Origin of the sequence: Microcystis flos-aquae FACHB-1344, from assembly GCF_014698375.1 — a bacterium.
Taxonomy (GTDB): Bacteria; Cyanobacteriota; Cyanobacteriia; order Cyanobacteriales; family Microcystaceae; genus Microcystis; species Microcystis aeruginosa.
Genome location: NZ_JACJSW010000194.1, coordinates 1 through 25,782 on the forward strand (window position 1 = coordinate 1; position 25,782 = coordinate 25,782).

Annotated in this window: 26 protein-coding genes; 10 read left to right on the forward strand and 16 right to left on the reverse strand. The window is 42.1% G+C overall.

Features of this window, described 5'->3' with window-relative positions; translation table 11 throughout:
- Positions 1-192 precede the first annotated feature (192 nt).
- The 3 genes from H6G48_RS19730 to H6G48_RS19740 all read right to left on the reverse strand — a co-directional run bounded on the left by H6G48_RS19730 (position 193) and on the right by H6G48_RS19740 (position 1,996).
- Positions 193-447 carry a hypothetical protein gene (locus tag H6G48_RS19730; protein ID WP_002782656.1) on the reverse strand — a complete coding sequence of 85 codons (255 nt, stop codon included), beginning with the start codon at positions 445-447 and terminating at the stop codon, positions 193-195.
- Positions 448-543: 96 nt separating this feature from the next.
- Positions 544-720 carry a hypothetical protein gene (locus H6G48_RS19735; protein WP_232023670.1) on the reverse strand — a complete coding sequence of 59 codons (177 nt, stop codon included), beginning with the start codon at positions 718-720 and terminating at the stop codon, positions 544-546.
- A 61-nt stretch (positions 721-781) separates the two neighbouring features.
- Entirely contained in the window at positions 782-1,996 is a 1,215-nt protein-coding gene (locus tag H6G48_RS19740) for an RNA-guided endonuclease InsQ/TnpB family protein (protein ID WP_190722931.1), read from the reverse strand.
- 50 nt (positions 1,997-2,046) lie between these two features.
- Here H6G48_RS19740 and tnpA point away from each other — a divergent pair, with 50 nt between their 5' ends.
- The gene (gene tnpA / locus H6G48_RS19745) at positions 2,047-2,448 is read left to right on the forward strand and encodes an IS200/IS605 family transposase (protein WP_190722932.1); all 402 of its coding nucleotides are present in this window, start codon (positions 2,047-2,049) and stop codon (positions 2,446-2,448) included.
- A gap of 281 nt (positions 2,449-2,729) precedes the next feature.
- On the opposite strand, the gene H6G48_RS19750 is transcribed toward tnpA, so the two are convergent.
- From H6G48_RS19750 to H6G48_RS19770, 5 genes are all read right to left on the reverse strand, one after another.
- A complete protein-coding gene (locus H6G48_RS19750; protein ID WP_190722933.1) occupies positions 2,730-4,676 on the reverse strand; it encodes a pentapeptide repeat-containing protein in 1,947 nt (648 codons plus the stop codon).
- 5 nt (positions 4,677-4,681) lie between these two features.
- Positions 4,682-4,966, reverse strand: a complete 285-nt coding sequence (locus H6G48_RS19755; protein WP_002732155.1) for a DUF2103 domain-containing protein — start codon at positions 4,964-4,966, stop codon at positions 4,682-4,684.
- 2 nt (positions 4,967-4,968) lie between these two features.
- Positions 4,969-5,262, reverse strand: coding sequence for an ATP-dependent Clp protease adapter ClpS (gene clpS, locus H6G48_RS19760; protein ID WP_002765336.1), 294 nt, complete (start codon positions 5,260-5,262; stop codon positions 4,969-4,971).
- 55 nt (positions 5,263-5,317) lie between these two features.
- A complete protein-coding gene (locus H6G48_RS19765) occupies positions 5,318-6,451 on the reverse strand; it encodes a glycosyltransferase family 4 protein (protein WP_079207103.1) in 1,134 nt (377 codons plus the stop codon).
- A 97-nt stretch (positions 6,452-6,548) separates the two neighbouring features.
- Positions 6,549-7,211 (reverse strand): 4'-phosphopantetheinyl transferase family protein, encoded by a 663-nt coding sequence (locus tag H6G48_RS19770; protein ID WP_190722934.1) that lies wholly within the window; start codon positions 7,209-7,211, stop codon positions 6,549-6,551.
- Between the two features lie 110 nt (positions 7,212-7,321).
- Between H6G48_RS19770 and H6G48_RS19775 the strand changes: the two genes are divergently transcribed.
- The 6 genes from H6G48_RS19775 to H6G48_RS19800 all read left to right on the forward strand — a co-directional run bounded on the left by H6G48_RS19775 (position 7,322) and on the right by H6G48_RS19800 (position 14,084).
- A complete protein-coding gene (locus H6G48_RS19775; protein WP_190722935.1) occupies positions 7,322-8,263 on the forward strand; it encodes a serine hydrolase in 942 nt (313 codons plus the stop codon).
- Positions 8,264-8,727: 464 nt separating this feature from the next.
- Positions 8,728-10,077: an AAA family ATPase gene (locus H6G48_RS19780; protein WP_190722936.1), complete on the forward strand. Its 1,350-nt coding sequence runs from the start codon at positions 8,728-8,730 to the stop codon at positions 10,075-10,077.
- Positions 10,078-10,764 carry a ParB N-terminal domain-containing protein gene (locus H6G48_RS19785; RefSeq protein WP_190722937.1) on the forward strand — a complete coding sequence of 229 codons (687 nt, stop codon included), beginning with the start codon at positions 10,078-10,080 and terminating at the stop codon, positions 10,762-10,764. It abuts the gene before it with no gap.
- Between the two features lie 130 nt (positions 10,765-10,894).
- Positions 10,895-11,593, forward strand: coding sequence for a Uma2 family endonuclease (locus H6G48_RS19790; protein ID WP_190722938.1), 699 nt, complete (start codon positions 10,895-10,897; stop codon positions 11,591-11,593).
- 221 nt (positions 11,594-11,814) lie between these two features.
- Positions 11,815-12,507: a Uma2 family endonuclease gene (locus H6G48_RS19795; protein ID WP_190722939.1), complete on the forward strand. Its 693-nt coding sequence runs from the start codon at positions 11,815-11,817 to the stop codon at positions 12,505-12,507.
- A gap of 152 nt (positions 12,508-12,659) precedes the next feature.
- Positions 12,660-14,084, forward strand: coding sequence for an FAD-binding domain-containing protein (locus H6G48_RS19800; RefSeq protein ID WP_190722940.1), 1,425 nt, complete (start codon positions 12,660-12,662; stop codon positions 14,082-14,084).
- Between the two features lie 6 nt (positions 14,085-14,090).
- Here the strand turns inward: H6G48_RS19800 and H6G48_RS19805 are convergent, their stop codons facing one another.
- The 3 genes from H6G48_RS19805 to H6G48_RS19815 all read right to left on the reverse strand — a co-directional run bounded on the left by H6G48_RS19805 (position 14,091) and on the right by H6G48_RS19815 (position 18,966).
- Entirely contained in the window at positions 14,091-16,736 is a 2,646-nt protein-coding gene (locus H6G48_RS19805; protein WP_190722941.1) for an efflux RND transporter permease subunit, read from the reverse strand.
- Positions 16,737-17,324: 588 nt separating this feature from the next.
- On the reverse strand, positions 17,325-18,359 hold the full coding sequence (gene trpD, locus H6G48_RS19810) for an anthranilate phosphoribosyltransferase (protein WP_190722942.1): 1,035 nt from the start codon (positions 18,357-18,359) through the stop codon (positions 17,325-17,327).
- 79 nt (positions 18,360-18,438) lie between these two features.
- The gene (locus H6G48_RS19815; protein ID WP_190722943.1) at positions 18,439-18,966 is read right to left on the reverse strand and encodes a GIY-YIG nuclease family protein; all 528 of its coding nucleotides are present in this window, start codon (positions 18,964-18,966) and stop codon (positions 18,439-18,441) included.
- 193 nt (positions 18,967-19,159) lie between these two features.
- On the opposite strand from H6G48_RS19815, the gene H6G48_RS19820 reads away from it, so the two are divergent.
- Together H6G48_RS19820 and H6G48_RS19825 are read left to right on the forward strand one after the other, a co-directional pair.
- Positions 19,160-19,747, forward strand: coding sequence for an L-threonylcarbamoyladenylate synthase (locus H6G48_RS19820; RefSeq protein WP_190722944.1), 588 nt, complete (start codon positions 19,160-19,162; stop codon positions 19,745-19,747).
- Positions 19,702-20,559 carry a sensor histidine kinase gene (locus H6G48_RS19825; protein WP_190722945.1) on the forward strand — a complete coding sequence of 286 codons (858 nt, stop codon included), beginning with the start codon at positions 19,702-19,704 and terminating at the stop codon, positions 20,557-20,559. Before H6G48_RS19820 ends, H6G48_RS19825 begins: the two co-directional genes overlap by 46 nt.
- Here the strand turns inward: H6G48_RS19825 and H6G48_RS19830 are convergent.
- Positions 20,495-20,965, reverse strand: coding sequence for a GNAT family N-acetyltransferase (locus H6G48_RS19830; RefSeq protein WP_190722946.1), 471 nt, complete (start codon positions 20,963-20,965; stop codon positions 20,495-20,497). The two genes, H6G48_RS19825 and H6G48_RS19830, sit on opposite strands and share 65 nt — an antisense overlap.
- 297 nt (positions 20,966-21,262) lie before the next feature.
- Here H6G48_RS19830 and H6G48_RS19835 point away from each other — a divergent pair, with 297 nt between their 5' ends.
- A complete protein-coding gene (locus H6G48_RS19835; RefSeq protein WP_190722947.1) occupies positions 21,263-22,270 on the forward strand; it encodes a carbohydrate kinase family protein in 1,008 nt (335 codons plus the stop codon).
- 73 nt (positions 22,271-22,343) lie between these two features.
- Here H6G48_RS19835 and H6G48_RS19840 read toward each other — a convergent pair whose 3' ends face one another.
- From H6G48_RS19840 to lepB, 4 genes are all read right to left on the reverse strand, one after another.
- Entirely contained in the window at positions 22,344-23,414 is a 1,071-nt protein-coding gene (locus H6G48_RS19840; protein WP_190722948.1) for a YheT family hydrolase, read from the reverse strand.
- A 65-nt stretch (positions 23,415-23,479) separates the two neighbouring features.
- On the reverse strand, positions 23,480-23,848 hold the full coding sequence (locus H6G48_RS19845) for a DUF1818 family protein (RefSeq protein WP_190722949.1): 369 nt from the start codon (positions 23,846-23,848) through the stop codon (positions 23,480-23,482).
- A gap of 6 nt (positions 23,849-23,854) precedes the next feature.
- Positions 23,855-24,430: a hypothetical protein gene (locus H6G48_RS19850; RefSeq protein ID WP_012264411.1), complete on the reverse strand. Its 576-nt coding sequence runs from the start codon at positions 24,428-24,430 to the stop codon at positions 23,855-23,857.
- Between the two features lie 151 nt (positions 24,431-24,581).
- Positions 24,582-25,679 carry a signal peptidase I gene (gene lepB, locus H6G48_RS19855; protein WP_190722950.1) on the reverse strand — a complete coding sequence of 366 codons (1,098 nt, stop codon included), beginning with the start codon at positions 25,677-25,679 and terminating at the stop codon, positions 24,582-24,584.
- Positions 25,680-25,782 lie beyond the last annotated feature (103 nt).

Consider the following 25,782-nt stretch of genomic DNA (forward strand, 5'->3'; position numbering starts at 1 on the left):
CTGTGTAAGACAGTACATGGTTTTTTAACTGTGGTATGCGACGGTGGTGGAAGCAGAAACTTAAATCGTGAGGTTTAGGAATCGCCGCACTTTTAGGGCGGCGAGGATGTCAACTCCCGTACCTTTTTCCCCAACACGGCACGGATGAGAATATTGGCATCCAGAACGATTCTTTTCGTCATGGCAGAAAGCCTAACGCTCGCCTTCGCGGAGTTGACGGAATTCGCGAACGAGCGCATCTTCAGAAAGTCCCTGTTCGCGTAAAAGCGCATCCAACCTCTCGGCGGCGCGTTTTAACCCGTCGATCTCCGCTTCCGATGGCTCCGGTCGTGCCGGCAAGAAATAGCCCACCGTCTGACCCTGGCAAGTGACGGCGATGGGAGTAGTAGAACTCAAATATTTGGCGAGATGATCCCGGAATTCTCCCATTCCGATTTTTTCTAGCATAGACTATTGCTTTTCCCGCTTGTGTACTGTTGTGTACATAATTTTAGCAGAAAAATCTTAGGTTGGGGACGTGCTAACTCGCTGATAATGTTAGTATCACACAGGAATGTCATTTAAGCTTTCTGCAAATGGATTAGAACGATCTTGGCGAGGAGGAACTTCTATAGTATAGTTTTCTTCAGCACAAATTTGTCGCAATTCTGCTAAAGCTTGGGCTAGGTTATCAAAATCTGTTTGAGTTTCATGGGCAGCTAATTTCTTCTCTAAGAGCAATCTTTCTTCTTCAGAAAGGGATTGGTTGACATCCTCACCGCCGGGGCCGGACGGTGATTCCCTACAGATCGAACAAACTTAATTGAACGATCTTCGGATGGGTTGACGCTTCACGGGACGATGCTTCTTTAACAGAAGTCTTACACTTTCCTCGACGCCCGTTTAAAGTCTCCGATTGCCCACCGGCGACCTTGATATTAATTGCGGCGTTTACATCCCTATCATGAAAAGTCCCACAAAAAAGACATTCCCACTCACGGATATTCAACGCTTTCTTACCGCCGATATTCCCACAACAGGAACACCTCTGAGACGTTGGCTCCCATCGGGAAATTATCCGAAAATCACGCCCATATTTATCAGATTTTGCCGATAGCATATCTCGGAAAGAACGCCATCCTAAGTCTGATATGGCACGGGATAACTTGCGATTCTTAACCATTCCCGATGTGTTTAAATCCTCTAAAATTATCGTTTGATTTTCACGAACAACTCTAGTGGATAGTTTATGCAAGAAATCAGTACGAGTGTCCTTAATCTTTGCGTGGATTTTAGCTACTCGTTTTCTGGCTTTTTCCCGTCGGTTACTTCCTTTCTGTTTTCTAGAAAGGTTTTTCTGTGCCTTTATTAGTCGTTTTAATCGTTTTTTTAACGGTTTAGGAGCGTCTATCTTTTCCCCTGTTGAGAGAGTAGCAAAGGTAGCAATCCCTAGATCGATTCCCACGGACTCCCCGTTATTAGGAAGTATTTCGGGCTGAATCTCGACAACAAAACTAAGAAAATAACGATCTGATGCGTCTTTAATCACGGTAACGCTAGAAGGTTCAGAGGGTAATGGGCGACTCCAAACTATTCTTAAATCACCGATTTTTGCTAAAGTAACGCAGTGTTGGTTAACGGTAAAACCATTATCGGTAAATCTTGCTGATTGTTTAGATTTACGCTTCTTAAATTTAGGAGGTTTGACTTTTCTTCCTTTTCTCTCTCCCTTACAAGATGCAAAGAAGTTAGAGTAAGCAGTCTCTAAGTCTCTTAGGGACTGCTGTAAAGGGATAGAAGAAACCTCGGTTAACCACTGTTTTTCTTCTGTTTTTTTGACTTGAGTTAGTCTTTTAGATAACTCAGTATATTTTGGCTTTTTCTCCCCTTGTCGATAGAGTTCTTGGCAGTAGGCTAAGGTATCGTTCCAGACAACACGCACACACCCGAACAACTGAGACAAAAGCCTCTTTTGTTGGTCTGTTGGGTAAATACGGTATTGATACCTCGCTTTCATTGGGTTAAGATGTGTGTGTCTGTACTCTATTCTAACTAGGTCTGTTAATAATGTCAAGTCAGTTGCGAAGAGAAAGAAACTCTGTTTCCGATTTAAAGATACACTTGGTCTGTGTGACAAAATACAGAAGAAAGGTTTTTACTGGTAAAAGTCTGACTTTGGTTGAAAAATCTTTTAGGGAAGTTGCGGAAAAGATGAATTTTCAGATATTGGAATTTAACGGGGAGTCCGATCATGTCCACGCATTGATTGAATATCCACCGAAATTATCTATTTCCGTGATGGTCAATTCTTTAAAGGGAGTCTCTAGTCGCAGGCATGGACAAGCTGGTTATCCTAAACCGTACGGGAAAGACGCTCTTTGGTCGCCCAGTTATTTTGTATCTTCTGTAGGAGGTGCGCCACTGGAAGTTCTTAAGTGCTACATCAAAAATCAGGAAAAGCCGTCGTAAAACGACGGGGTTTTAACCCAAATTTTCGATAATTTGGACGAGAGATTCAATCAATTTGGCATTCATGTTTTTTTCTTCTTTAGTAAGATTATCAAGATTCTAATTCGATTCCTCAAACAGTGATAGAAAATCACGGCGAACACTCACTAAGCTGTCAAGCATTAAATTACGAACAGCTTAACCTTCCGTAGGTATCACGGTTCAAAGTAAGGGTCATTTTTCCACTCATATTTCTGCTCCCCAAAACGAAAAGATAACTGCTGTATTTAAATTTTTACAGTTTATTTTAAATAAATCAAGAGATTTAACCCCGGAATCGTGCGCGAGAGAGTCCAGATAAGGAGAGTGATATAAAAGATGCCGATACCCCATTGATACCAAACTAAAAAAGAAATAATAGCGGGTAATTCTCGATCGCGAACTCGCCAATCATTAAAGCCTAATTTTAGCAAATTATTGAGACTTAAATCGTAATAATTTAACCAATTCCAACGCTTTTGCCAAGGAATAGGATTATAACGATCGCGAAAGAGGGGGAATTCGGGAACCACGGGTAAACGGGTGATTAATAAGCGTAATTGTCGCATACTACCATCTTGCAGGAAATAGGAACTATCCATTAAATCGTGATAGCGTCCCCGACGATAAAGTTCGATAACTAAAATTAAAGGTAAGGGGACAAGAATTAGGGCAATAGCTGTTAAAGTTAGTAGGGGACGACTGGCAGATTGTAGGATATTAAACACACCTGAAAGGGTGAGAATAATATAGCTAGTTACCATACAAAAGATTTCATAACGACTAGGAATTACTGGTTTAGGAGTGAGACGACGCACGCGATCGATTAACCAAAATAAACAGCCAAAATAGGCAAAAATTATGATTCCTGTCCCGAAAACTAAACTAAAATTTGTACCATCTTGACTTAAGAGTAATAGTAAAGCAAGGAAAGAAGTATGCAGAAAATCAGCTACCCAAGTGAGGTTAATTAGGCGAATAAATGAGATATTATTTAGCTTTTGTTTTAACTGTTGTAATCGCAATTTTTCGGTTTTATATTCAATTTGATTGGCATCGGCAATTTGTTCTAGGGAGCGAAAATTACGAACTAAATTTCTTAAAACTGTCTCATTTCCTGTTAGGTTTGGTAAATAAATTGCCTGACCAATTACTCCTCTATCTCCCAGGATTTTCGCTTTATCGGAATCAAAAGCTAATCCTGATACACTTAAATAACTATTTTTAGTAAAAGTGGAATTACTAAAATCTACCTGATCTAAAAGTTTCACATCTTGAAAACTAACCACACCATTAAAATAACTAGACCGGAAAGCACCCGATTTTTCAAAAGTGGCATTTCTAAAGGTTAATAAACTTAAAAATCTACTCTTAGAAAATAGCGGACGATCTCGCCATTGACTTTGGGAAAAATTGGCTTCCTTTTCCCAGAAAGTACGGGTAAAATCTGCGGTTTTATCGTATTTAGTTTGATCAAAATAAGCTTCGGCAGTAAAATGACTGCGATGGAAGTTAGTAATACTTTTAAAATGGGCTGTGCGAAAGATGGCTTTATTTAAAAATTGACTTTGACTAAAATTTACATCTCCCATAAAATTGGCTTTGGTAAATTTCGCTACCCTAGCAAAACGAGATTCTACCCAATTACTTTCACGACTAAATTTTGCTTCCATTGCTTCGACAATTTGCAGAAAAAAAGTCTTAGAAAAGTCCACTTCTCCCATAAATACGGTTCCCTGCAACTTCACAGGTCCGCGAAATACTGTGACATTAAAAACTGGTTCATCGCTATCGAATAAAAAATTTTCGTCCTGTTGTAATAACTGTTCTTCCGTGGGTGATAATAAGGTAGCGAGAGCCACTTTTGTTAAAGGAGTCGGTAAACCCAGACGGGAAGCGATAAAATTGCCTTGAATTAAGGAATTACTAAAATCTAAACCTAGGGGTTGTTTAGCGCGATTAATTTGACCTTGAATCTGTTGATAAAATTGTTCTTGCAGCTCCTTATTTTCATCGCGGATATCGATAACTAAATTGGCTAAATTAATGGTAGTCATCCCTTCTTTAAGGACGGGTGCGCTTAAACGTTCCTGCAATAAAGTTACTGTTAAGGGAACCCTATCCACTACTGCCAAACTAGGGAGAGAATGTACAGAGAAAAACAGAAAAACAATGATTAGTAACCAGCAGCCTTTCAACAACGCACCCACGACAGTTATTTTCCTAAACAAGCTTGGATAGCCATTTCTAAATCCTCTTGGTTTAAATCGGTGATAACAAAGACTTCCTGCACACTTTTTCCTGTCCTCGCAATCAGCTTAAAACCACCACGAATTGGTACTGATATCCGCAATTGTAACCGCGGACAATGACCTTTTGAGCGAGAAAGTACCCCCGGGGTGACAGTGGTGATTCCTTGATAGGTAATTAACTTTTCTAATACCGCAATCAACCCCGGAATATGAGTAGAATGATTCCAAACTAAACGACCATTATTCATAATTATGCGGCCTCTAGAGGAGCCATAGTTAATCCTTCCCGTCGCAATTGTTGGTGATAAAGTTCCGCTTGTTCTTGGGGACCTGTCCAGACAATTGCTTGTCCTTGGTAGTGAACTTGATTAGTTAATTCCCAAGCTCGATCGGTAGTCATATCCGGGATATATTTAATTAAACAATTGGCCACATGATCGAAGGTGTTAAAGTCATCGTTGAGAACAATAACTTTATAGTTGGGATAAGTCTTTTTGACCACTTGGGTGGACTTATCTAAGGTGGTACTGGGTGCGCTGGCCATAGAAGTTACAATAGGTTAAGGTTTTTGCAATTAAATTCGAGCATTTTGACAACAATTAAGCGGCAAAAGCCACAGAATTATTATTCAAAACCCGGTGATAGTAATTTAATAACTGTTTGGTGGCCGCTTGCCATGCCCATTTTTCGGCTTCTAGACGCGCATTTCGTCGTAATTCCTCTCTTTCTGCCTTGGCGGTTAGTAATCTTTGGGTGGCACTAATTAAACCCTTTTCATCCCTAGGATCGAAGAGATGACCATTAACTCCATCGGTGACAATATCGGGAATTCCCCCCGAATTTGCCGCCACCACCGGACAACCGGCAGCCATGGATTCTAAGAGTACCAAACCGAGGGTTTCTGTGCGTGAGGGAAAAAGAAAAGCATCTGCGGAAGCAAAAGCGGAGGCTAATTCTAACCCCTGTAAATAACCGACAAAATGGGTATTTGTGTCGGCAAAATGACTTGTTAAAGCTTCCCGATGGGGACCATCTCCCACAATGGCAAATCTTGCTTCGGGAATCGCTTCTAATACTGGTTTAATGCGATCGATTTCTTTTTCGGCCGACACTCGACCAACATATAATAAGAGAGGACTATCGGGGTTATTTTGGGATAATTTCAGTCTCATAGCTGGGGATTTTAAATGAGGTTGAAATAATTCCGTATCGACTCCCCTTTGCCAAAGCTCTACCTTTTCAATGCCACGACTAGATAATTCTTGCACCATAGCAGTGGAAGTGCAGAGATTTAAACTTGCTTGATTGTGGGCCAGTTTTAATAATTCCCAGAGTAATCCTTCTAGGGAACCTAATCCATAGTGTTGTAGGTATTGGGGGAGATGGGTATGATAGGAAGCGACGAGGGGAATGTTCATAGTTTTGGCAAAATAAATGCCTCCCACCCCTAAAATAGCGGGGTTAACCACATGAATAATATCGGGTTTAAACCTCTCTAAAGCTTGACCGACTGAAGGCCGGGGGAAAGCCATTTTTAATTCCGGATATAGGGGTAAGGGAATCCCTGTAACTCCATGAATTTTAGCACCTTTGTACTCCTTTAAACCGCCATCGGGAGAGAAAACTAATACCTGATGACCTAATCTTTGTAGGTGTTCCACGGTATGTTTAAGACGGGTGACAATTCCATCGATTTTCGGTAAGAAAGTTTCTGTAAAAAGAGCAATTCGCATAGAGAAAACAAGGTTAAGTAATAATTAAGGACAAGCTTTTTTTGAGATAGCTAGGAATAATTACTGAATTTCTCAAGGCAATTAACTCCCCAATTAATCATAGATCAGAAAGGCCAAAGGTTTTAATCACTCGATCGCTACCTTCGATAACCACCGTCGCTCGATAATTATCGCCGATTGCCGCTGTCCATAATTGCCATTCCCCCGCCACATTGTCTAATTTTAAGGGATTGAGGCCCACTTCCACTCGATCGAGTCCCCCGCTAATTCCCGTTCCCACTGCCTTTAAATAAGCCTCTTTTGCCGTCCATAACTGAAAAAATAGCTTTTCCTTCTCCGCAGACTTTTCAACAAGCTCGTGTTCCTTAGCACAAAAAAACCTTTTTGTCAAGCTATTTAAATCTTTCATCTGGCGCATTTTCTCTAAATCTACCCCGATGCGAGCGGTTAAAGTCAAGCCACAGATTGCCATCTCCTCGGAATGGGAGAGATTAAACTGCAATTGGTAGTTAATACTCGGTTTTCCCCGTTCACTGTAGATAAACTCGATTTTTTCGGGACTTATCGCCAAATATGACCCTAAAATCTCCCGTAAACACCCCCTAGCCACCAAAAAACGCCGCTTGTGTTGGGGAAAATGGTAACGATTAGCTCTAATTATTTCATCTTCCGAGAGCAAAGAAGCCAGTTTTTCTAGTCTATCCCCAGACGGATCAAGACTGATAAAATAGAGATGAACCTCATCGGTAGATATAAACATTAAACTAAGAAGCGATCAAATAATTAATTATCGGTAAATTTTACCGTAAAATGAGAATTGCCGACTCAATAATTTATCCACCTTCTAACTTTTGACTTTGCAGCACACCTATGAACTTTTTTCATACTGAAGACCACCTCCAACAGTTCGGTACAGATATTTTAGAAACAACTTGGCGAGAATTTACCCAATTAGCTCAAGAACAAATTGCCCTAACTTGGATAGTATATGATCCTCCCGTTATCGTCAACACGGGGGGAGCAATTTCTCACGAAGAATTCTGGAAATATTCCCCCCGCGGATTTAGTTATCGCGGACAAGAAAGAACCTATCCCGCTAGTTTAGTTAAATTATTTTATCTAGTAGCAATTCATGAGTGGTTAGAAGGGGGAATGATTCCCGAAAACACCGAATTAAATCGCGCCATTCGTGACATGATTGTTGACTCTGGTAATGATGCTACCAGTTTAGTTGTAGATCTGGTGACGGGAACCACTAGCGGTCCAGAAATTGCCGCCGGTCCCTTTGAAACTTGGAAGCAACAACGCAACATAGTTAATCGTTATTTTCAATCCCTAAATTGGCCAGAATTAGCGACAATTAACGTTAATCAAAAAACTTGGTCTGATGGTCCCTATGGACGTGAACGCGCTTTTTTAGGGGAATTAATGGAGAATCGCAATATGTTAACTAGCAATGCAGTGGCGCGTTTAATTCATACTATTGTCGGGGGGATTGCTGTTTCTTCCCAACGTTCCCAAATGATGATGTCTTTACTAAAACGAAGTCTTAATCCTGCTGATTGGACAAGTCAAGGAGATGATACACAAATCTTAGGATTTCTGGGACAAGGATTACCAGAAAATAGTCAAATTTGGTCAAAAGCTGGTTGGACAAGTCAAGTACGTCACGATGCAGCCTATATTGAAATTCCCCACCATACTCCCTATCTATTGGTGGTATTTACCGAGGGAAAAGATAACAGTCAAAATCGCTCAATTTTACCTTTTATTTCCCAGAAAGTAGCCGAGAAAATTATGCAGATCCATTAATTAAGCTGTGGGTAGGATGGTTTTCTCTGTCATTGCCAAAAGTGCTAGATAAACATCCTACTGCAATAAATCCGTAAATTTACCGATGTGCATCTCAATATACAGCTTTTCTGGGATAGATGGGGTTCGTTCTTGCAGCTGAAATATCCGTTGAGTAACTCACAGAAAACGGGTTTCTCGGAGAAACCCGTTTTCTACTCATGCACTCATGCAAAAAGGGGAATAAATAATCAGTCTTTAATAACCAGATTTAGTATGAGGATTTAGTCTGTGCTTTACCTTGACGGGAAGGGCTGTCATCATTTAAACTAACAATAAGTTATTTTTAAGTAAGTAGTCGGGCATAAATTCTGTTGTCTATCTTAAGAAATGTAAATTGCCGCAATTCTTACTGACTCCTGACTCCTGACTCCTTATCCCACAGTTAACTTTACTTTTGTCCAACTACTTATTTCCTCAAATGTGTGACTTTCAACCCTCACCATTGTCATAACGAAAGGGAAGTGGAGAGTAAATTAATTGTCCAGTATTTACTCCCCAAACTAGGCTACAATGCCGAACATTGGTATCAACAAGTTAGCTTCGGTAAAGTACGCTTAGATTTCCTTGTTTCCGCTCAAAAACCTATCAATAAAAGGCAGTTTTTATCCTCTCACTGTCTAATTGTCGAGGCTAAAAACCCCAGAGAAAAGCTCATCAATCATCGTCACCGCTTAGGTTATTATCTCAACTACTTTAAAGTGCAGTGGGGATTATTAACCAATGGTGATGAGATTCAACTTTATCAAAGAAAACCCGATAAAATTTATTTAGTTTTTAGATGTTCTGGGTTAGAAATTGCCTCTCACTTAGAACAGTTAAAATTTCTGATTGGCTACGAAACCTTATCCCTAGGCATTCCACCGCTTAATTCTCCAACAACCAACCACAGAAATCCCATGAAAACCATCGCAATTTATCATCATAAAGGTGGTGTTGGCAAAACCACCGTCGCTACCAATCTAGCGGCAGCTTTGAGTAAAAAAGGCAAGCGAGTATTATTAATTGATATTGATGCTCAAGCTAATAGTACCTTTGCCGTTGGTTTAATTAAGTTTCAATTCGATGATGACGATGATTTAAAAGATAAAAATGTCTTTCATTTGCTAGATAACAGTAACCGCATTTTTATTGAGAATATCGTCAGAAAGTCTCAAGGATTCAATCATCCAGAAATTGATGTTATTCCCTCTCACATATCTTTAATTGCTAACCAAGCTAAAATTAAAGATAATGCAGCGGTATTTGCTAGATTGGCAAGAAAATTAGAGAAAGTAAATGATCAATACGATATTGTAATTATTGATGCACCTCCCGCACTTGATTTATATGCACGCATTGCTTTAATTGCAGCTGACTATCTGATAATCCCTTCTGATCTTAAACCATTTTCTAATCAAGGATTAGATAGCGTTAAAAACTTTGTTCAAGAGGAAATCAATGAAAGTCGTGGAGATTTGGGTAAACCAACCCTACAAATTTTAGGCGTTTTACCTTCCAAAATTTCCACCCATGCTCAATACTTAAAATATAATTTTCCCAAACAAAAACAAGTGATTCCAGACAAATATAATTTACCTTTGATGGAATCGACTATCTCGGAAAGAATGCCTTTATCTCGCTGTATAAATCAATACGTTACCGTGGGAGATTTAGAAATTCCTGCCCCCCAATCTATAATCGATTATGCCGAACATCAAGCTGATGCGGGAGTATCAGCAGCAGAATTTGAAGCCTTAGCACTGGAAGTTTTAGCTAAAATAGGAGTTAAATAAATGTGGAAATTTTTACGAGTCGATATTACTGATATTAATCCTTCTGTTGCCAGAGAAACTTTCTCCGAAACTGAATTGGAAAATTTAGCCAATCTTATTATTGAAATGGGTGGAATTATTCGCCCTGCTATTCTCAAAAAAGCTGATAATAAAAAAGTTGATGAACGTTATAATATTATTAGTGGAGATTTAGAATATTATGCTTCTGTCATCGCCAATCAGAAAGTTCCTGACATCGAGATGATTAACGCTTTTGTAGTTGATAAAGAAGCGGAGAGTATCGCTTTACAGCAAATACAGTTATTATCCTCTTCTCCTGGGTTAATTACCACGCATGAAAAAATAGATAATCCTCTAGAATTGAGGATGAGTAATCTTGAAAAACGATTAGAAACCCAGTTACAAGCAATCCGAGAGGAGTACCAAAAAGAAATCAAAAGACTGGAAGAAAAAATTATTATTTCTCCTCCTTCTCCTCCTTCTAAGTCGATTTTAGAGCTTTTAAATAGCTGTGATGCTAATCAACTTAAAAAAGCAGGAATTCCCGCTACATCTGTTAACGATTTTCTGAAAAAACGTTCAGAGAAACCTTTTGATTCCTTAGAAGATATCCTCAAGCGCCCAGTGGTAGGAGTTAAAGAAGCAAGATTAATTAAGCTTATAGATTATTTGTTAATTTCTAATTGATTTTTGTGGGTGTGTTGAGCTACTTTAACACACCCTACCGATGGATGTTATAATAATGGAAGATCAGGAAAAAATCCCGATCCGATAGCGGGCAAAGATTAACTAGAAGACGGGTGAAAAGAGAAAACTTATGACAACTACCCCAGTAATAGCTGATTCTTTAACAATTCCTCCCCTAGAAAACGGCGATAAATTAACTCGATGGGAATTTGAACGACGTTATCAAGGGATGCCCCATCTCAAAAAAGCGGAATTAATTGAAGGAATTGTTTATATGGCATCTCCCCTCAGATTTGAAAGTCACGCCGAGCCTCATGCTAATATTATCGGATGGTTAGCTCTCTATAAAGCGGCGACTCCCGGTGTTAGATTGGGTGATAATGCCAGCGTGAGATTAGATATTGATAACGAACCCCAACCGGATGCCCTATTAAGAATTGACAAGGGAGGACAATCGACAATTAGTCAAGATGATTATGTAGAAGGAGCGCCGGAATTAATTGTCGAAATTGCCGCTTCTAGTGCTTCCTACGATGTTCATCAAAAATTAAATGTTTACCGTCGCAATCAAGTCCAAGAATACCTAGTCTGGCGGTTTTATGAACAAGAAATTGATTGGTTTCGGCTACAGGCAGGAGAATATATTAAACTAGAACCCGATAGTGAGGGCATAATGCGCTCCCAAATCTTCCCCGGTTTATGGCTAGATAAAAACGCTTTATTAATGGGCGACTTAGGAAAAGTTTTAGTGATTTTACAGCGAGGGTTAGAGACACCAGAACATCAAGATTTTGTTAATAAATTAACTAGCGATCGCTCTCAAGTTTAAAAATTAGATAATTATTTTCTCTCAAGTGTTCTATAATATGGGAGAAAAAACTTTGCTCAAATTAATGGATTATTTATTGACTTCTAACTGATTTTTGTGGGTGTGTTGAGCTACTTTAACACACCCTACCGATGGTTGTTATAATAATGGAAGATCAGGAGAAATTGCTGATCCGATAGCGGGCAAAGATTAACTAGAAGAAGGGTGAAAAGAGAAAACTTATGACAACTACCCCAGTAATAGCTGCTTCTTTAACAATTCCTCCCCTAGAAAACGGCGATAAATTAACTCGATGGGAATTTGAACGACGTTATCAAGGGATGCCCCATCTCAAAAAAGCGGAATTAATTGAAGGAATTGTTTATATGGCATCTCCCTTCAGATTTGAAAGTCACGCCGAGCCTCATGCTAATATTATCGGATGGTTAGCTCTCTATAAAGCGGCGACTCCCGGTGTTAGATTGGGTGATAATGCCAGTGTGAGATTAGATATTGATAACGAACCCCAACCGGATGCCCTATTAAGAATTGACAAGGGAGGACAATCGACAATTAGTCAAGATGACTATGTAGAAGGCGCGCCGGAATTAATTGTCGAAATTGCCGCTTCTAGTGCTTCCTACGATGTTCATCAAAAATTAAATGTTTACCGTCGCAATCAAGTCCAAGAATATCTAGTCTGGCGGTTTTATGAACAAGAAATTGATTGGTTTCGGCTACAGGCAGGAGAATATATTAAACTAGAACCCGATAGTGAGGGCATAATACGCTCCCAAATCTTCCCCGGTTTATGGCTAGATAAAAATGCTTTATTAATGGGCGACTTAGGAAAAGTTTTAGTGATTTTGCAGCGGGGTTTAGAAACAGCAGAACATCGAGATTTTGTCAATAAACTAACTGCCAATCACCGCTAGATTTTAAAATTAGACAATTATTCTTGATCTACTGTCGTATAATTACAGAAAGAGTATTTTTGACCTGAATTTGTTCTTAACTGTACCCCACATTTCGACAAGCTCAATGTAAAATAATCTCGCCCCTGATAATCTTCTCATCACCTTACTTTATGTCAAATCTAATCCTTTTCTGGCATCGTCGCGATTTACGTCTCTCGGATAATATTGGACTGAGTAAAGCTAGGGAGCGTAGTCCGAAAATTATCGGGGTTTTCTGCCTCGATCCTGCTATTTTAGAGAGGGATGATATCGCCCCTGCTAGAGTTGCCTATCTCCTCGGTTGTCTAGAGGAATTAGAAAAAAATTATCGCCAAAAAGGTAGTCAATTACTGATTATTCGCAGCAACCCCAGTCAAACACTCGTCAACTTAGCCGGCAATTTATCGGCAAAAGCAGTTTTTTTTAACCTCGATATCGAACCCTACGCGCGTCAACGGGATCAACAGGTAATCGCCGCTTTACAAACAAAAGGAATTGAAGTAGAAACCTTCTGGGATCAACTTCTCCACGCTCCAGGGCAAGTCCTCACCCTCTCAAAAAGTCCCTACACCGTATATACTCCTTTTTGGAAAAATTGGAGCCAATTAGCCAAAGCCAGCCCCAAAACCCTAGAAAACCTGCAAGGATTAGACGAAAATGAGGGGGAGAAACTCACAGAAACTATTAATCTACCAACCCTAGAAAATTTAGGTTTTACCTGGCAAAATCCCTTACCCCTCGCTCCCGGAGAAAAGGCCGCCCATAGCAGATTAGAAGAATTTTGTCAAGGGGTTATTAACAATTATCAAGAAGATCGTAACTTCCCCGCTTTCGATGGCACCTCGCGCTTGAGTGCCGCTTTAAAATTTGGGGCGATTGGCATCCGCACAATTTGGACGGCAACCCTAGAGTTATTAGAAAATTGCCGCGCCCAGGAAGCAAAAAATAGTATTATCACTTGGCAGCAAGAGTTAGCTTGGCGGGAATTTTACCAGCATTGTCTCTATTTTTTCCCAGAATTGGCGGTCGGTGCTTATAGAAAAGAATTTCGTCATTTTCCTTGGCAGGATAACGAAGAACATTTTCAAGCTTGGTGCCAGGGAAAAACCGGCTATCCGATCGTTGACGCGGCCATGCGACAATTAAATGAAACGGGATGGATGCACAATCGTTGTCGCATGATCGTGGCGAGTTTTTTAACCAAAGATTTAATTATTAACTGGCAAAAAGGCGAAAAATACTTCATGCAGAAACTTTTTGATGGCGATTTAGCCGCTAATAATGGTGGTTGGCAGTGGAGTGCCTCTAGTGGCATGGATCCGAAACCTTTAAGAATTTTTAACCCCGCTAGTCAGACACAAAAATTCGATCCGGAAGGGGAATATATTCGTCAATGGTTGCCGGAATTAGCCTCCGTAGATACGGAATATCTAGTAACCGGGAAAATCCCCCGTTTAGAAAGACATCGTTGTGGTTATCCTGAGCCAATTGTCGATCATAATCAACAACAAAAAGAATTTAAACGACTCTATAGTAATCAGAAGCCAAAACAATAAAACTAGCTACTTTTGACTGGCTTTAATCTGGTTCCAAACATCCTCTAAACTTAGATATAACACAGGCACAACAATTAAACTCAACAGGGAAGAAGTGACTAAACCTCCCACAATTACCATCGCCATGGGTTGCCGCAATTCCGCACCAGTACCCAATCCCAGAGCGATCGGAATCATACCTAAAATTGTCGAACAGGTGGTCATTAAAATCGGTCTTAACCTAATCATTCCCGTTTCTAAAACCGCTTCCTCCCGACTCCAACCCTGTTGACGCAATTGGTTAGTATAATCCAGTAATAACACAGCGTTTTTATCGAGTAATCCCAAGAGGAAGATAAACCCGATCAGAGAAATCATACTAAACTCACTACCCGTTACCAATAACCCCAACATTGCCCCCACAATCGCTAAAGGTAAACATAAAGCGATGACGATAGTTTCTAGCAGTCTTCTGAATAATAACCATAAAACTCCTAACATTAAAATTGTCGCTAGGATTAAAGTGCGACCAAAACTGCCCAAAACATCGCTACTTTGAGAAGAAGTACCCCAACGCTGTAAAGTTATCCCTTCCGGTAAAGGAATCCCTTCAATTTTAATCGCCGCATCTTCTAATCCTAAATCGGGACTAAGATTAGCACTGAGAAAAATCGCCTGTTGACCATTTAAACGCTCGATCGCCAAAAAATCCCCCCGATCATTTAATCTAGATGATAGGGAAATATCCTTTAAACCGGCGATTTTAGCAGCCTCAACCAGCAATTTCTCGGCACTATCGCGCAATAGCTTGAAATTATCGCTTTTAATCGCAATTTGGATCGGCTTTTCCGCTTCCGTCTGCACAAAAGGAATGTCCTCGATACTGACATTCACCCCTCTAATTGTCGGTAAAATTTGCCGAATCCGTTGCTGCACCGCACTGGTGTGAGATTTACGATCGCTCTTCAGTTTAACGTGAATTTTGCCACGATTCGGCTCACCCCGTAAACCGGCGATCATAAAAGTCGATTCCACTTCCCCATCCTGCAAAATCGGCGCTTCTAATTTGCTGCCATCGCGGATAGTGCGACGCAAAAGAAAACTTTCGGGAGAACTCGCTAACTGAGAAATCCAAGCGAAACTATCGCTAGAACTCTTAGCCGTCGGTTTATTAGGACTAATTTGCGTTATTTTCGGCAAAGGAGAAGTATAAACCAGATTAAACTCGCCGCGATCGAGTCGGGGAATAAATCCCCTAGAAATAAAAGGAATCAAGGCAATACCCGCAAAAAAGGTAATTAGGGCAATAGCAATGACCAGCAAACGATGACGCAATGACCAGTTTAAGAGCCGTCGATAGGCGTTTTCAATCGGTCGCTTTTGTTTCGTCATTTTTGCCCGTGACTGCGGTTTCAGCCAATATACTGCCAAAACTGGCGATAAAGTTCTGGCGATCAACAGAGAAAAAATCACCGCAGCCGAGACAGTTAAACCGAAGGGTTGGAAAAACTGCCCCACCGCACCCCCCATAAAAGCCACGGGTATAAACACGGCAACAATGGTTAAAGTGGAAGCAGTGACAGCTAATCCGATCTCCCTTGTCCCCTTGAGTGCCGCATTTTTCGGGGTTTCCCCCGCGTCGATTAAACGGGAAATATTCTCCACATCAACGATCGCATCATCCACGACAATGCCGATTACCAAAGCGAGAGCCAGTAGCGTCAGGGTTTCCAGATTAAACCCATAGATGGCCATGATAATGAAAGTCCCCAAAAGAGATAGGGGGATAACCAGAGCAGAAATGATTGTAGCGGCGAAACTGCCTAAAAATATCCAGATCACCAGCACCGACAGCAAAACTGCCAAGAGTAAATCATCGATCGTGCCTTGTAGGGCAGCGCGAATATATTCCGCTTGAGTTTCAGCTAAAATTATCTTGACATCGGGCAGTTTTTGTGCTATGTCTTTAACCAGTTTTTCTGCGACCGCGGCCAGATCGAGACTATTGGCAGCACCTTGTTTGATTACCTGCACAGCGATCGCCTCTTGACCATTAAAGCGCACCAGCGTGGGCAATGGTCGGGTTAAGCTTTTATGGGGATTATCTTCCCTAACTGTACCCTGACCGAGTAAATTAACTTTAGCCGTACCAGGAAGAGCTTTTAAGGGCGGAATTAAATTATCTTGGGCGATTTGGCTTAATTCTTCTAGGGTTTTCTGCTCACTCACCAGCGTATATGTGACTATTGCCGACTCATTTAAATCAACGGGGATAACTTCTGTAGTAGCTTGAGAGGGTAAAGGGATTTGCGAGATAGCCTGTTTAACTGCTGCGGTGGCTTTGTCTAAATTTGTGCCAATTTTAAAGAAAACGCTGATTACTGACTGTCCGGGGGCAGTAGTCGAGGACACATCCCGACAACCGGGGAGAGAGAAAAGGGGATTTTCTAGGGGTTTAGTTAATTGCTGTTCCGTGGTGATAGCAGTAGCTAAATCCGCTTGGGCGTTAATTATTACGACTGGAAAGCTGATATCGGGGAAAAGAGCGTATTTTAGGGAACTAAAAGCCAAAATTCCTGCCATGGCCACCGCTAACCAGAAAGCAATGGTTAACCTCGGGGCATTAATCGCTATTCGAGAGATATTCAGACGTTCTCGCCACGATTCTTTCATCTTTTGATCATCTCTCATAAGTGGGGTGTGGGGTGTGGGGTGTGGGAAGAATAAATAAAAATAATCTCCTGACTCCTGACTCCTGACTCGGAGACTCCTAACCCAATGGTAGATGTTGGATTTTTGCAGGAGTTCTATTTTCTGACAAAGATAAGCAAAAATTATTTATTGACTGCAAAAACTTGAGAATATTTAAATTAACATTCCGCAATATTTATAAATTCTTAAGAATTAATTGAGAAAGATTTTTATTTAACAACGATGTTATCATAGTTACAGCGATTTTACTGAATTTCATAATGGGTTATTCTGTGCTTTTTTGGGCAGCAAGGGTTGAAACCCTTGCCACACCTAGAAGGGTATCCTAATTGAAGCGGGTAAATCAGTCAATTTCACCAGCAGTGATGATCTTTTTTTTGTGTAGTTTTATTGCAAAAAAAAAGTTTTTTTGACAAAAAGCACAAAGTATGATACGCCCAACCTATTTCTGGCTGCGAGTAATTATTGCAGAGTGGGGGAGTGGGGAAGTGGGGAGAATAAATAAAAGCAATCTCCTGTCTCGGAGTCTCCTGACTCCTGTGAATTGTCCTAGGCGAGAAACTTAACCAACTCCTCTAATTTTTGCCAAGCTAACCCACTGGCTAAAATGTCGCGAGCGAGGGCGAAACCGGCAGCATGGTCGCCAAAAGTGACCTTTTCTGCCACCTGTAGGGCAAGAGAGGCATTAATCGCCACAGCATCCCGTTGAGCCGGCGTTCCACCCCCTTGCAGGACATTTTTGAGGATTTCGGCATTTTCTGGTACTTCCCCGCCTTTAAGGGCATTTAAACTGGCTCTGGGGATAGCAATTGACAAGGGATCGATCGCCGCAGAAATCACCTCGCCATTATTTAATAAAGCCATATCGGTCAGATCTCCTAACCCCACCTCGTCGAGTTTTTCCCGGCCGTGAACAATAATCGCCTTTGGGGTTCCCATTTGTGCTAAAGCCGTGGCCATGGGGGTGAGAAATTGCCGGTCATAAACCCCGATAACTTGACCTGTGGGACGGAGAGGATTAACTAGAGGGCCCAGAAGATTAAAAACCGTGCGAACTTTCAGGGTTTTGCGGAGATTAGCCACACTTTTCAGGGCTGGATGCCAACCGGGGGCAAAAAGAAAGGTAACTCCCACCCCATCTAAAGCCGCCGCTACTTTCTCGCTAGGGGCGCTCAAATTAACCCCAAGATATTCTAAAACATCGGCCGAACCGACTTTACTGGAGGCCGAGCGATTGCCGTGTTTAGCCACTTTTACACCCCCGGCGGCCGCCACAAAAGCCACAGCAGTGGAAATATTAAAAGTTGCGGCCCCGTCACCGCCGGTGCCACAGGTATCGATAACGGGAGTGGTATGGGGTTTAGGGTCTTCTAAGCGAGATTGTTGCCGTAAAACTCCGGCCATTCCCGCTAATTCCGCGGCCGAGACTCCTTTTGCTTGCAAAGCAGCTAAAATCGCCCCCGATAAAACTTCCGGAATCTGGCCGTTTAACCATCCGGTCATTAGTTCTTCAGCTTGGTTAAGGGAAAGGGATTTTCGATCGAGTAGTTGCTGCAGTAGGTTTGGCCAGTCTGGAGTGGTCATCGCTGTTCCATTGGTGTGGGGAGGGGGCGATATATTATCATAGCGGTTTGTCTGGAGAATCGATCGCTCCTAGTCATTTTTACTTTAAATCGAGCAAACCCTGTTCTTTTAACTTAGGATTAAAACGAATTTCCATCTGTACTCCCCGTTTTTCTAGGGTTGATAAAATATCGTTTTCTACTCGTCTGGATACCTGTTTTAATAACTTGATTTGCCCCAATTCGTCAGCACTTTGATAAAATTCTTTTTCTGTCTCAGTCATGGCTAATTTAGCATCAATTGGTTCTGTCCAGAGTTTTTCATTGCCGATTACTGCCTGACTTTCTCTTAGCCAAGCTTGTTTAATCGATTCGAGAATAGTCCGATTAGGACGATCAATCAACTGTATTTTTAGCCAATAACAAGCTTGGGGCTGTCGGGCAAGATGTTGTTTTAAACTGAGATAAATATCACGAGAATAGCCGACAAACTCTAAGACTTGTTCTCGATCAAAAATGGCATAAACCCCGATTTTTCCCTGGAAATCAGCACAGATATTACCCGTGGCATCTAGGTAGGGAATATATTCTAATTGTTCGAGATTAGCCAAAGTATCAGACTCATTCATAATTAATCGTCCCTAATTGGTTGGAGATAAGTAGGTAGGTGTTAAAAACTTTCAGATACCCCGCTGATCAAGTAGGGTTGATTCAAGGTAGGGTTGATTCAAGGTAGGGTTGATTCATGAATCAACCCTACCCGTTTAAAATTGTACCAAAAAGTTTTAGGCTAAATTAGTCCCCAAAAATGCTCAATTCTCAATGCCTACTGCTTCTCTTAACGAAATTGTTCACGCGGCCCTAAGTGGTCAAGTGGTTTCTTTTCCCACGGATACAGTTCCCGCGTTGGCAGTTTCTCCCCCCTATGCTGCCTTAATTTTTGCCGCTAAAAAACGGACTTTTGATAAACCCTTAATTCTCATGGCGGCCTCAGCAGCAGATTTATGGGATTATGTCAAGGGAAATCAGGAAGAAAGGGAGATTTGGCGGCAAATGACCGAAAAATACTGGCCCGGCTCCCTAACTTTGGTTTTACCCGCTTCTGAAAAAGTACCAAAAGTTCTTAACCCTAAAAATCCTAGCACGATTGGTATCCGAGTTCCCGCTCATGCGATCGCACGAGAAATTCTCGGTCGAACTGGTGTTTTAGCGACCACAAGTGCTAATCTGTCAGGACAAGAGCCTTTATTGACTCCAGAAGCGATTATGACTACTTTTCCCTCGGTGACGGTGTTAGCGCCCACAGAAAGGCAAGCATGGGGAATAATCAATAGTGGACAACCCTCCACCGTCGCGCGTTGGCAATGTCAAGGATGGGATATCTTACGACAAGGGGCAGTTTTTCTGTAAATATGGACGATATTGACGCTTTAAAACGGGAATTACAGCAAACTCGCCTCGCTTATCACCTGGCTGTGGCAATTAATCACCTCAAAAGCAGTTTTTTGGGACGGGTTGCCCACGAATTGCGATCGCCATTGAGCAGTATGATCAGTCTCCATCAAATGATTCTCGCCGATCTTTGTGAAAGTCCGGCCGAGGAAAGGGAATTTATCGCCCAGGGACAACTGGCGGGCCGTAAACTGATGGCAATGCTCGATGAGATGATTAATCTCTCCAAACTAGAGTCTGGTACTATACCTCTCAATCGAGAAATTTTTTCTTTAACTAAACTCTGGCAAGATTGGGCAAGTCTAACTTATTTACAGGCAGCTAATCGCCATATTAAGCTTAAATTTAGCCCTTTAACCGATGAGATTGCTATTATTGCCGATTATCAGCGTTTATCCTCCGCTCTTGTCCTTCTCGTCGATGCGGCGATCGCCAACTTAACGAGTGGCTCTATTTGTATATCGGTAAGCGCCCTTGGCGAGAAAAAAGTCACTATTACCCTAGAATTTCCGGGGGAAATCGCTCTCTGGCAAATGCCAGAAATTTCCCCTTTGAGTTTAGAATCAAAGCCAGAAGAAGTAAAACAATTTACTCAAGCTCTCGGTCTTTCTCCCGGTCTTAAATTTCAGTTAGCGAAAGGCATTATCGAAGTATCGGGGGGGGAAATGAGCTTAGATAAAATCGATAACAATAGTCAGGACAAGCTCACAGGGATCGTTTTTTCTTTACCTCGATCGCCGGATAGGAAAACTCCTCGGGATAACGATTAAATAATACCATCGTCGTGGTGGCGTTGCTTTGGAAACCAATGCGCCGGTAAAAATTTTCTTGATTAGTAGTCATCAAATAGACTCTTTCCACCCGATTTATTCGGGGATGGGCCAAGACTGTTTCTACTAATTTACGCCCTAAACCCGCTCCCTGATAATCGGGATGAACGATCACATCCCAAATAGTTGCCCGATAAATGCCGTCAGAAATGGCGCGAGCAAAACCAATTAATTGCCGCTCATTCCACACCGTCACCACCGGATCACTATAGTCAATTGCGGTTTCTAAATCTTCTAAACGGCGATCGATTGCCCAAAATGCGGTTAAATTAAATAATTCTCGTAGTTGCGATAGATCTATCTTGCTTTTATCCTCGTCAAACTGAATCTGACTACAATCAACCATGATATTTCCTTAGTCTAAGACTAAAAAATAAAAGAGGATTCACGCTCGATCGGACTGATTTATGAGCAATTTCCCCTAATCTATGTGTTTGATTATACTCAATGCCTCAGATAATCTCTAGTTGATTTATCGTGATTTCTTGACAAGTCAGGATTCAGGATTCAGGAGTCGGTCGTCAGGAGGAGATAGGGTGATAGGGTTTTGGGGTGATAGGGTTGAGACAGCTTCCCCACTTCCCCATTACCCCACTTCCCCATTACCCCACACCCCACACCCCACACCCCACTTCCCACACCAATGCTTAACAATCAAAGATCTTCGCCAGTGTCTGTGATTTGTTTAGGGGAAATCCTCTCTGATCTAATTGCCGATCAAAGCGAGCGCTCTATAGAGCAAGTGACTTCTTGGACAACCTATGCCGGGGGTGCGCCGGCAAACGTGGCCTGTGGATTGCGAAAATTGGGCATAAATTCGGCTTTTATCGGTTGTGTGGGCAAAGATCAACGAGGGGAACAGTTAATCGCCTTGCTAGACGCTCTCGGAGTCGATACCACTGGTGTACAGTATCACCCCACTCTACCCACCCGACAAGTTTATGTCACCCGCGATGCTGGGGGAGACAGACATTTTGCGGGTTTTGGGGGCAGAAAAACGACGGATTTTGCCGATAATGCTCTTAATGCTGACTTATTAACCGAAAATCTCTGGAAAAATGCCGATTATCTAGTGATGGGAACCCTAGGGTTAGCCTATCCCCCGGCGAGAGCGGCGATGATGCGCGCCCTCGAATTAGCTAAAATTTACGCGGTGAAAGTATTGATCGATATCAACTGGCGACCGGTTTTTTGGCCTAATCTTGAGGCTGCCCCTGATATCATTCGAGATTTTATCGTCCAGGCCGATTTGCTCAAATGTAGCGAGGAAGAAGCAGCATGGTTATTTGGCACTGATACCCCCGGAGAAATATCATCACAATACCCCAATTTAGGGGCAATTCTGGTTACTGGCGGCGCAAAAGGTTGTAAATATCATTTAGGCAAAAATAGCGGCACTGTCGAGGCTTTTCCCGGGGAGGTGGTGGATACAACCGGGGCGGGGGATGGCTTTGTGGCCGGTTTTTTGGCTCGTGCCGCTCTTGGGGGCGATCAAATTGGGGAAAATGCCGATTTAGCCCGTAAGGCGGTGATTTATGCCTGTGCGGTGGGGACAATGGTGACAAGGGGGGCAGGAGCGATCGCATCCCAACCGACTCGGGAACAGGTGGAGGAGTTTCTAGCGGCCTTTGATACTAAATCTGGTTATTAAAGACTGATTATTTATTCCCCCTCTTGCATGAGTGCCTATCGTGATATGTAACCTATACTCAACGGATTTAGGATTATTTGCCAGTTTTTTGGTCAAACCAGTCTAAAACCCGATTCCATGCCCACCAGCGATCGCTATCGCCCCACTGACGCTGACAGGATAAACTGCTGATATAACCCACATGACCGCCATAGTTGGTTAAGAGTAGATCCACGTGGGGATTATCAGCGATCGCTGCTTGCAGATCGGGAATGACTGCGGGGGAAAAGAGGGGATCATCGGCCGCGTAGAGGATAAAAGTGGGTTTAGTTAAGTAGGGTTGAAAGGGCAAGGGACTACTAGCGGCATAATAGTCAAAAACTGTCTCAAATCCTAAGTTTTTAATCACTAATTCTCGATCGAATCCTGCAATCGTGGTGGCGCGAGTAATTGCTTCGGGATCGATATGATCGGGATGAGCTTGATGGATGCGTTTGGCTAACTTGCGTAATTCCCTGGCGATCGCTTTTTCCAAATGTTTCCCCCAGGGATCCCGGACGAGATAGGATAAAGAACGATTAGAGTCTAAATTAGGACAAATTACCGCACCACCACCGATATCGACGGGATCGATCCCCATATCTTCCTGATTCTCTACCGATTTAATTCCCCAGAGGGCCAATTGTCCCCCCAGAGAGTAACCTGTGAACCAAAAAGGAGCAGGACAGCCCATTTTTTGGGCTTGGGCGGCAATATGAAGGAAATCTAGCCCTTCATAGATGCCATCGGAGGTGAGAGTCGGGGATAATTCGGCTGTCTTACCGTGGGCCCGCCAATCGAAGAGGACGACTGCGTAGTTTCTTGCTACGGCTTTTCTGCCTAAAATTCTTAAAAACCATTGATTATCTAAGTCTCCCGTGATGCCGTAGGTGCCGATAATTGTTCCTTTCGCTTGCGGGGGAATGGAAACAATCCCGTAGATAGGGACGGCATTGGCCCCGGTGAAAATGGTTTCTTGATAGACTGGTTCGGGAATAGCGATCGTATTTTGCCAGGTTTCTCGCGCTTTTAGGGACACATAGAGAGTCATGGCAAAACCGTTTTTCAGCAATGGGGGCGGAGTGTAGGTGAGATTATCGGTCCTCGTCCTCGGATGGGCAAGCATAGCAGCACAGGGGAATCAAAACGTCAAGAGGGGGAGACAAAAATTAACTTATGCCCACCGCTTTCTTAAAAATTGTAAAGCAAATTGTCCCAAGCGGCGAGCAACTCTGGCAGGGCAGTGGCCGACCAATTGCCCTCACAACCGCGACCTTGATAGAGAATAAATCGCAGGGAATAATTATCGGGAAATCCTGCCGCTTCTAACCACAAAAGCTCGCTTTCCGCTTCACAAGCAATACTTTCTTCATCCATTAATTCTGTGGCCATGGCCGCCATAGTTGCGGTCAATTGTGATAGTAACCGACGCAAATCTTGCCACTCGGACTCGGTCAATTCGATCGCCCAATCATCGCCACCAATTAATCCTTTATAAATGGCTGCCTTAGGATCCCAACCGAGTCGCCAACCTGAACCATATTTGAGAATTTTTTCCATAATTTTCTAGAATTTTAATAGGTCGGCATCTCCCGGTTTTGATAAAGATGGACGACGGGGAGAAGGACTAGGAGAAGGGCTAGGATTGGGGGTTTCTTGGGGGAGAATGGCGGGGTTATAAATTTCGACTAGAAGGGTGACTAACTGCTGCCGTTGACGACGATTAAGACTGTTAATCGCTTTGATATCGGCAGCCATCGGGTTAACCGTAAGGGTTGCTTGTCCGGGATAGTTTTCTTCGCTGATTTTCTCGTTCACTCCTAGATAATCCCCTAGGGTTAATTGCCAATCAAAACGGATGAGAGTAAACCTTTTTTTTGTATCTTGATGATAACGAAGAAAGCGACTGATTAAAGTATTATTCGGATCGATCGCCCCTGTATCTCGACGGGTATAGTTGTTTTCTTTCGGTAAATCTGGCATTGCTTGATAAATTTGTTGGGCAACTGTTTCGGGTCGTTGAATTTGGCTCATCCCGGGGGATTGCCACGATAACCACCAGAAAAATATCCCTATTCCTAGCCAGAATACTAATAATATTATTTGCTTAATTTTCAGCTTTTGAGGGAATTTTAACAGCATATTAATCAAGAAAAGATTGAAGTTAATTATCTAGGAACAGTGGGGATTTTTCAGGAACATTTCAAGAGGTTGGGAATGTTATAATCATCTAACAATACCCCAACTCATCTAACTGTAACACCTAGGCTCAAAGTTACCCCAGTCATCCCCATCATAGCAAAGACTGGACACGATCGAGAGGCCAGTAAACTTTATAGGCTTGACCAACGATATAACTTTCTGGCAAAAAACCCCAAGCATGGGAATCAAAACTATGGTTACGATTATCTCCCAAAACAAACAGGCTTTTTGGGGGTACAGTCATAAATTCTATTTCATAATTGGCTAACTCGGCGGTGTAGGGTTCCTCGATAACTTGCCAGTTGAGATAAACTTTACCCCTGCGGATTTCAATGGTATCCCCAGAAATAGCGATGACTCGTTTGATAAAAAAATCTCCAGAATTAGGATCTAGTTGCTGAATTTTTTCGGGAGTTCTAAAAACAATTATATCGCCTCTTTTCGCTTGATAATTACCAGATTGACTGACGAAAATGCGATCACCTACTGCGAGGGTAGGCAGCATGGATTCGCTCGGAATCTCGAAAAATTCTATTCTTTGATGTAACCAATCGGGAAAATAATTACAGATAATTCCCCAAGTAAAAATTGCTGCCACCATCAGCGCCAAAATGGAACGATAGGTGTGACGATGGGGATGGAATTGATCGGGGAAAGTGTGATAAACATGATAAACAGCGATTGCTGTAATTAAAGGGGTAAGAAAGAGGATATTGGCCAAAAAATGATCTATTTTCAGGGTAATCAGGGATATAGTCAGAAAAATTATCCCTAAGATCACCTTATCGGCGTACAATTGCCCTAACCCGGGTATAATCCGGTTAGCGAAGACGGCAAACCATGGGTTTTTTTGTTGGCGGGGAATTTTCTCTAAGCTGTTATTCTGTCTGGAATAATAAACAGTCCAGTGAGCGTCAAAAATATTGCTAATGTAAACGATAACCAGAGCAACTATTCCCCCTAATCCCCAGCTTACAGGGCCATTGTGGCTAAAAATTGACCAAATTGTCACAATTATTAATATTACTTGAGCGATTGCCAAAAGGGTTGCTTTTTGGTTTTTGTTAGCATACCATTGTCCCAAACCGGGGAAAAACATCGAGAGATTGACCGCTAACCAGGGATCTTTTGCTTGTGAATTAGTCGCATAAGGACGAGAAACAGCCGAAAAAAGGGAGGGTTTGCTCATAGTATAGACCTATTGCCAATTCAGTAAACAGAGTGATCAGTGAACAGTTAACTTAAAACTCAAATCTGATAACTGATAACTGATAACTAATATAGCAACCAAC

What these genes read in the sequence shown, in the direction of transcription:
- H6G48_RS19730 (WP_002782656.1), bottom strand. Translation starts at nt 447, where the DNA reads ATGCTAGAAAAAATCGGAATGGGAGAATTCCGGGATCATCTCGCCAAA.
- H6G48_RS19740 (WP_190722931.1), bottom strand. Translation starts at nt 1,996, where the DNA reads ATGAAAGCGAGGTATCAATACCGTATTTACCCAACAGACCAACAAAAG.
- tnpA (WP_190722932.1), top strand. Translation starts at nt 2,047, where the DNA reads ATGTCAAGTCAGTTGCGAAGAGAAAGAAACTCTGTTTCCGATTTAAAG.
- H6G48_RS19755 (WP_002732155.1), bottom strand. Translation starts at nt 4,966, where the DNA reads ATGAATAATGGTCGTTTAGTTTGGAATCATTCTACTCATATTCCGGGG.
- clpS (WP_002765336.1), bottom strand. Translation starts at nt 5,262, where the DNA reads ATGGCCAGCGCACCCAGTACCACCTTAGATAAGTCCACCCAAGTGGTC.
- H6G48_RS19765 (WP_079207103.1), bottom strand. Translation starts at nt 6,451, where the DNA reads ATGCGAATTGCTCTTTTTACAGAAACTTTCTTACCGAAAATCGATGGA.
- H6G48_RS19770 (WP_190722934.1), bottom strand. Translation starts at nt 7,211, where the DNA reads ATGTTTATATCTACCGATGAGGTTCATCTCTATTTTATCAGTCTTGAT.
- H6G48_RS19775 (WP_190722935.1), top strand. Translation starts at nt 7,322, where the DNA reads ATGAACTTTTTTCATACTGAAGACCACCTCCAACAGTTCGGTACAGAT.
- H6G48_RS19785 (WP_190722937.1), top strand. Translation starts at nt 10,078, where the DNA reads ATGTGGAAATTTTTACGAGTCGATATTACTGATATTAATCCTTCTGTT.
- H6G48_RS19790 (WP_190722938.1), top strand. Translation starts at nt 10,895, where the DNA reads ATGACAACTACCCCAGTAATAGCTGATTCTTTAACAATTCCTCCCCTA.
- H6G48_RS19795 (WP_190722939.1), top strand. Translation starts at nt 11,815, where the DNA reads ATGACAACTACCCCAGTAATAGCTGCTTCTTTAACAATTCCTCCCCTA.
- H6G48_RS19800 (WP_190722940.1), top strand. Translation starts at nt 12,660, where the DNA reads ATGTCAAATCTAATCCTTTTCTGGCATCGTCGCGATTTACGTCTCTCG.
- H6G48_RS19805 (WP_190722941.1), bottom strand. Translation starts at nt 16,736, where the DNA reads ATGAAAGAATCGTGGCGAGAACGTCTGAATATCTCTCGAATAGCGATT.
- trpD (WP_190722942.1), bottom strand. Translation starts at nt 18,359, where the DNA reads ATGACCACTCCAGACTGGCCAAACCTACTGCAGCAACTACTCGATCGA.
- H6G48_RS19815 (WP_190722943.1), bottom strand. Translation starts at nt 18,966, where the DNA reads ATGAATGAGTCTGATACTTTGGCTAATCTCGAACAATTAGAATATATT.
- H6G48_RS19820 (WP_190722944.1), top strand. Translation starts at nt 19,160, where the DNA reads ATGCCTACTGCTTCTCTTAACGAAATTGTTCACGCGGCCCTAAGTGGT.
- H6G48_RS19825 (WP_190722945.1), top strand. Translation starts at nt 19,702, where the DNA reads ATGTCAAGGATGGGATATCTTACGACAAGGGGCAGTTTTTCTGTAAAT.
- H6G48_RS19830 (WP_190722946.1), bottom strand. Translation starts at nt 20,965, where the DNA reads ATGGTTGATTGTAGTCAGATTCAGTTTGACGAGGATAAAAGCAAGATA.
- H6G48_RS19835 (WP_190722947.1), top strand. Translation starts at nt 21,263, where the DNA reads ATGCTTAACAATCAAAGATCTTCGCCAGTGTCTGTGATTTGTTTAGGG.
- H6G48_RS19840 (WP_190722948.1), bottom strand. Translation starts at nt 23,414, where the DNA reads ATGCTTGCCCATCCGAGGACGAGGACCGATAATCTCACCTACACTCCG.
- H6G48_RS19845 (WP_190722949.1), bottom strand. Translation starts at nt 23,848, where the DNA reads ATGGAAAAAATTCTCAAATATGGTTCAGGTTGGCGACTCGGTTGGGAT.
- H6G48_RS19850 (WP_012264411.1), bottom strand. Translation starts at nt 24,430, where the DNA reads ATGCTGTTAAAATTCCCTCAAAAGCTGAAAATTAAGCAAATAATATTA.
- lepB (WP_190722950.1), bottom strand. Translation starts at nt 25,679, where the DNA reads ATGAGCAAACCCTCCCTTTTTTCGGCTGTTTCTCGTCCTTATGCGACT.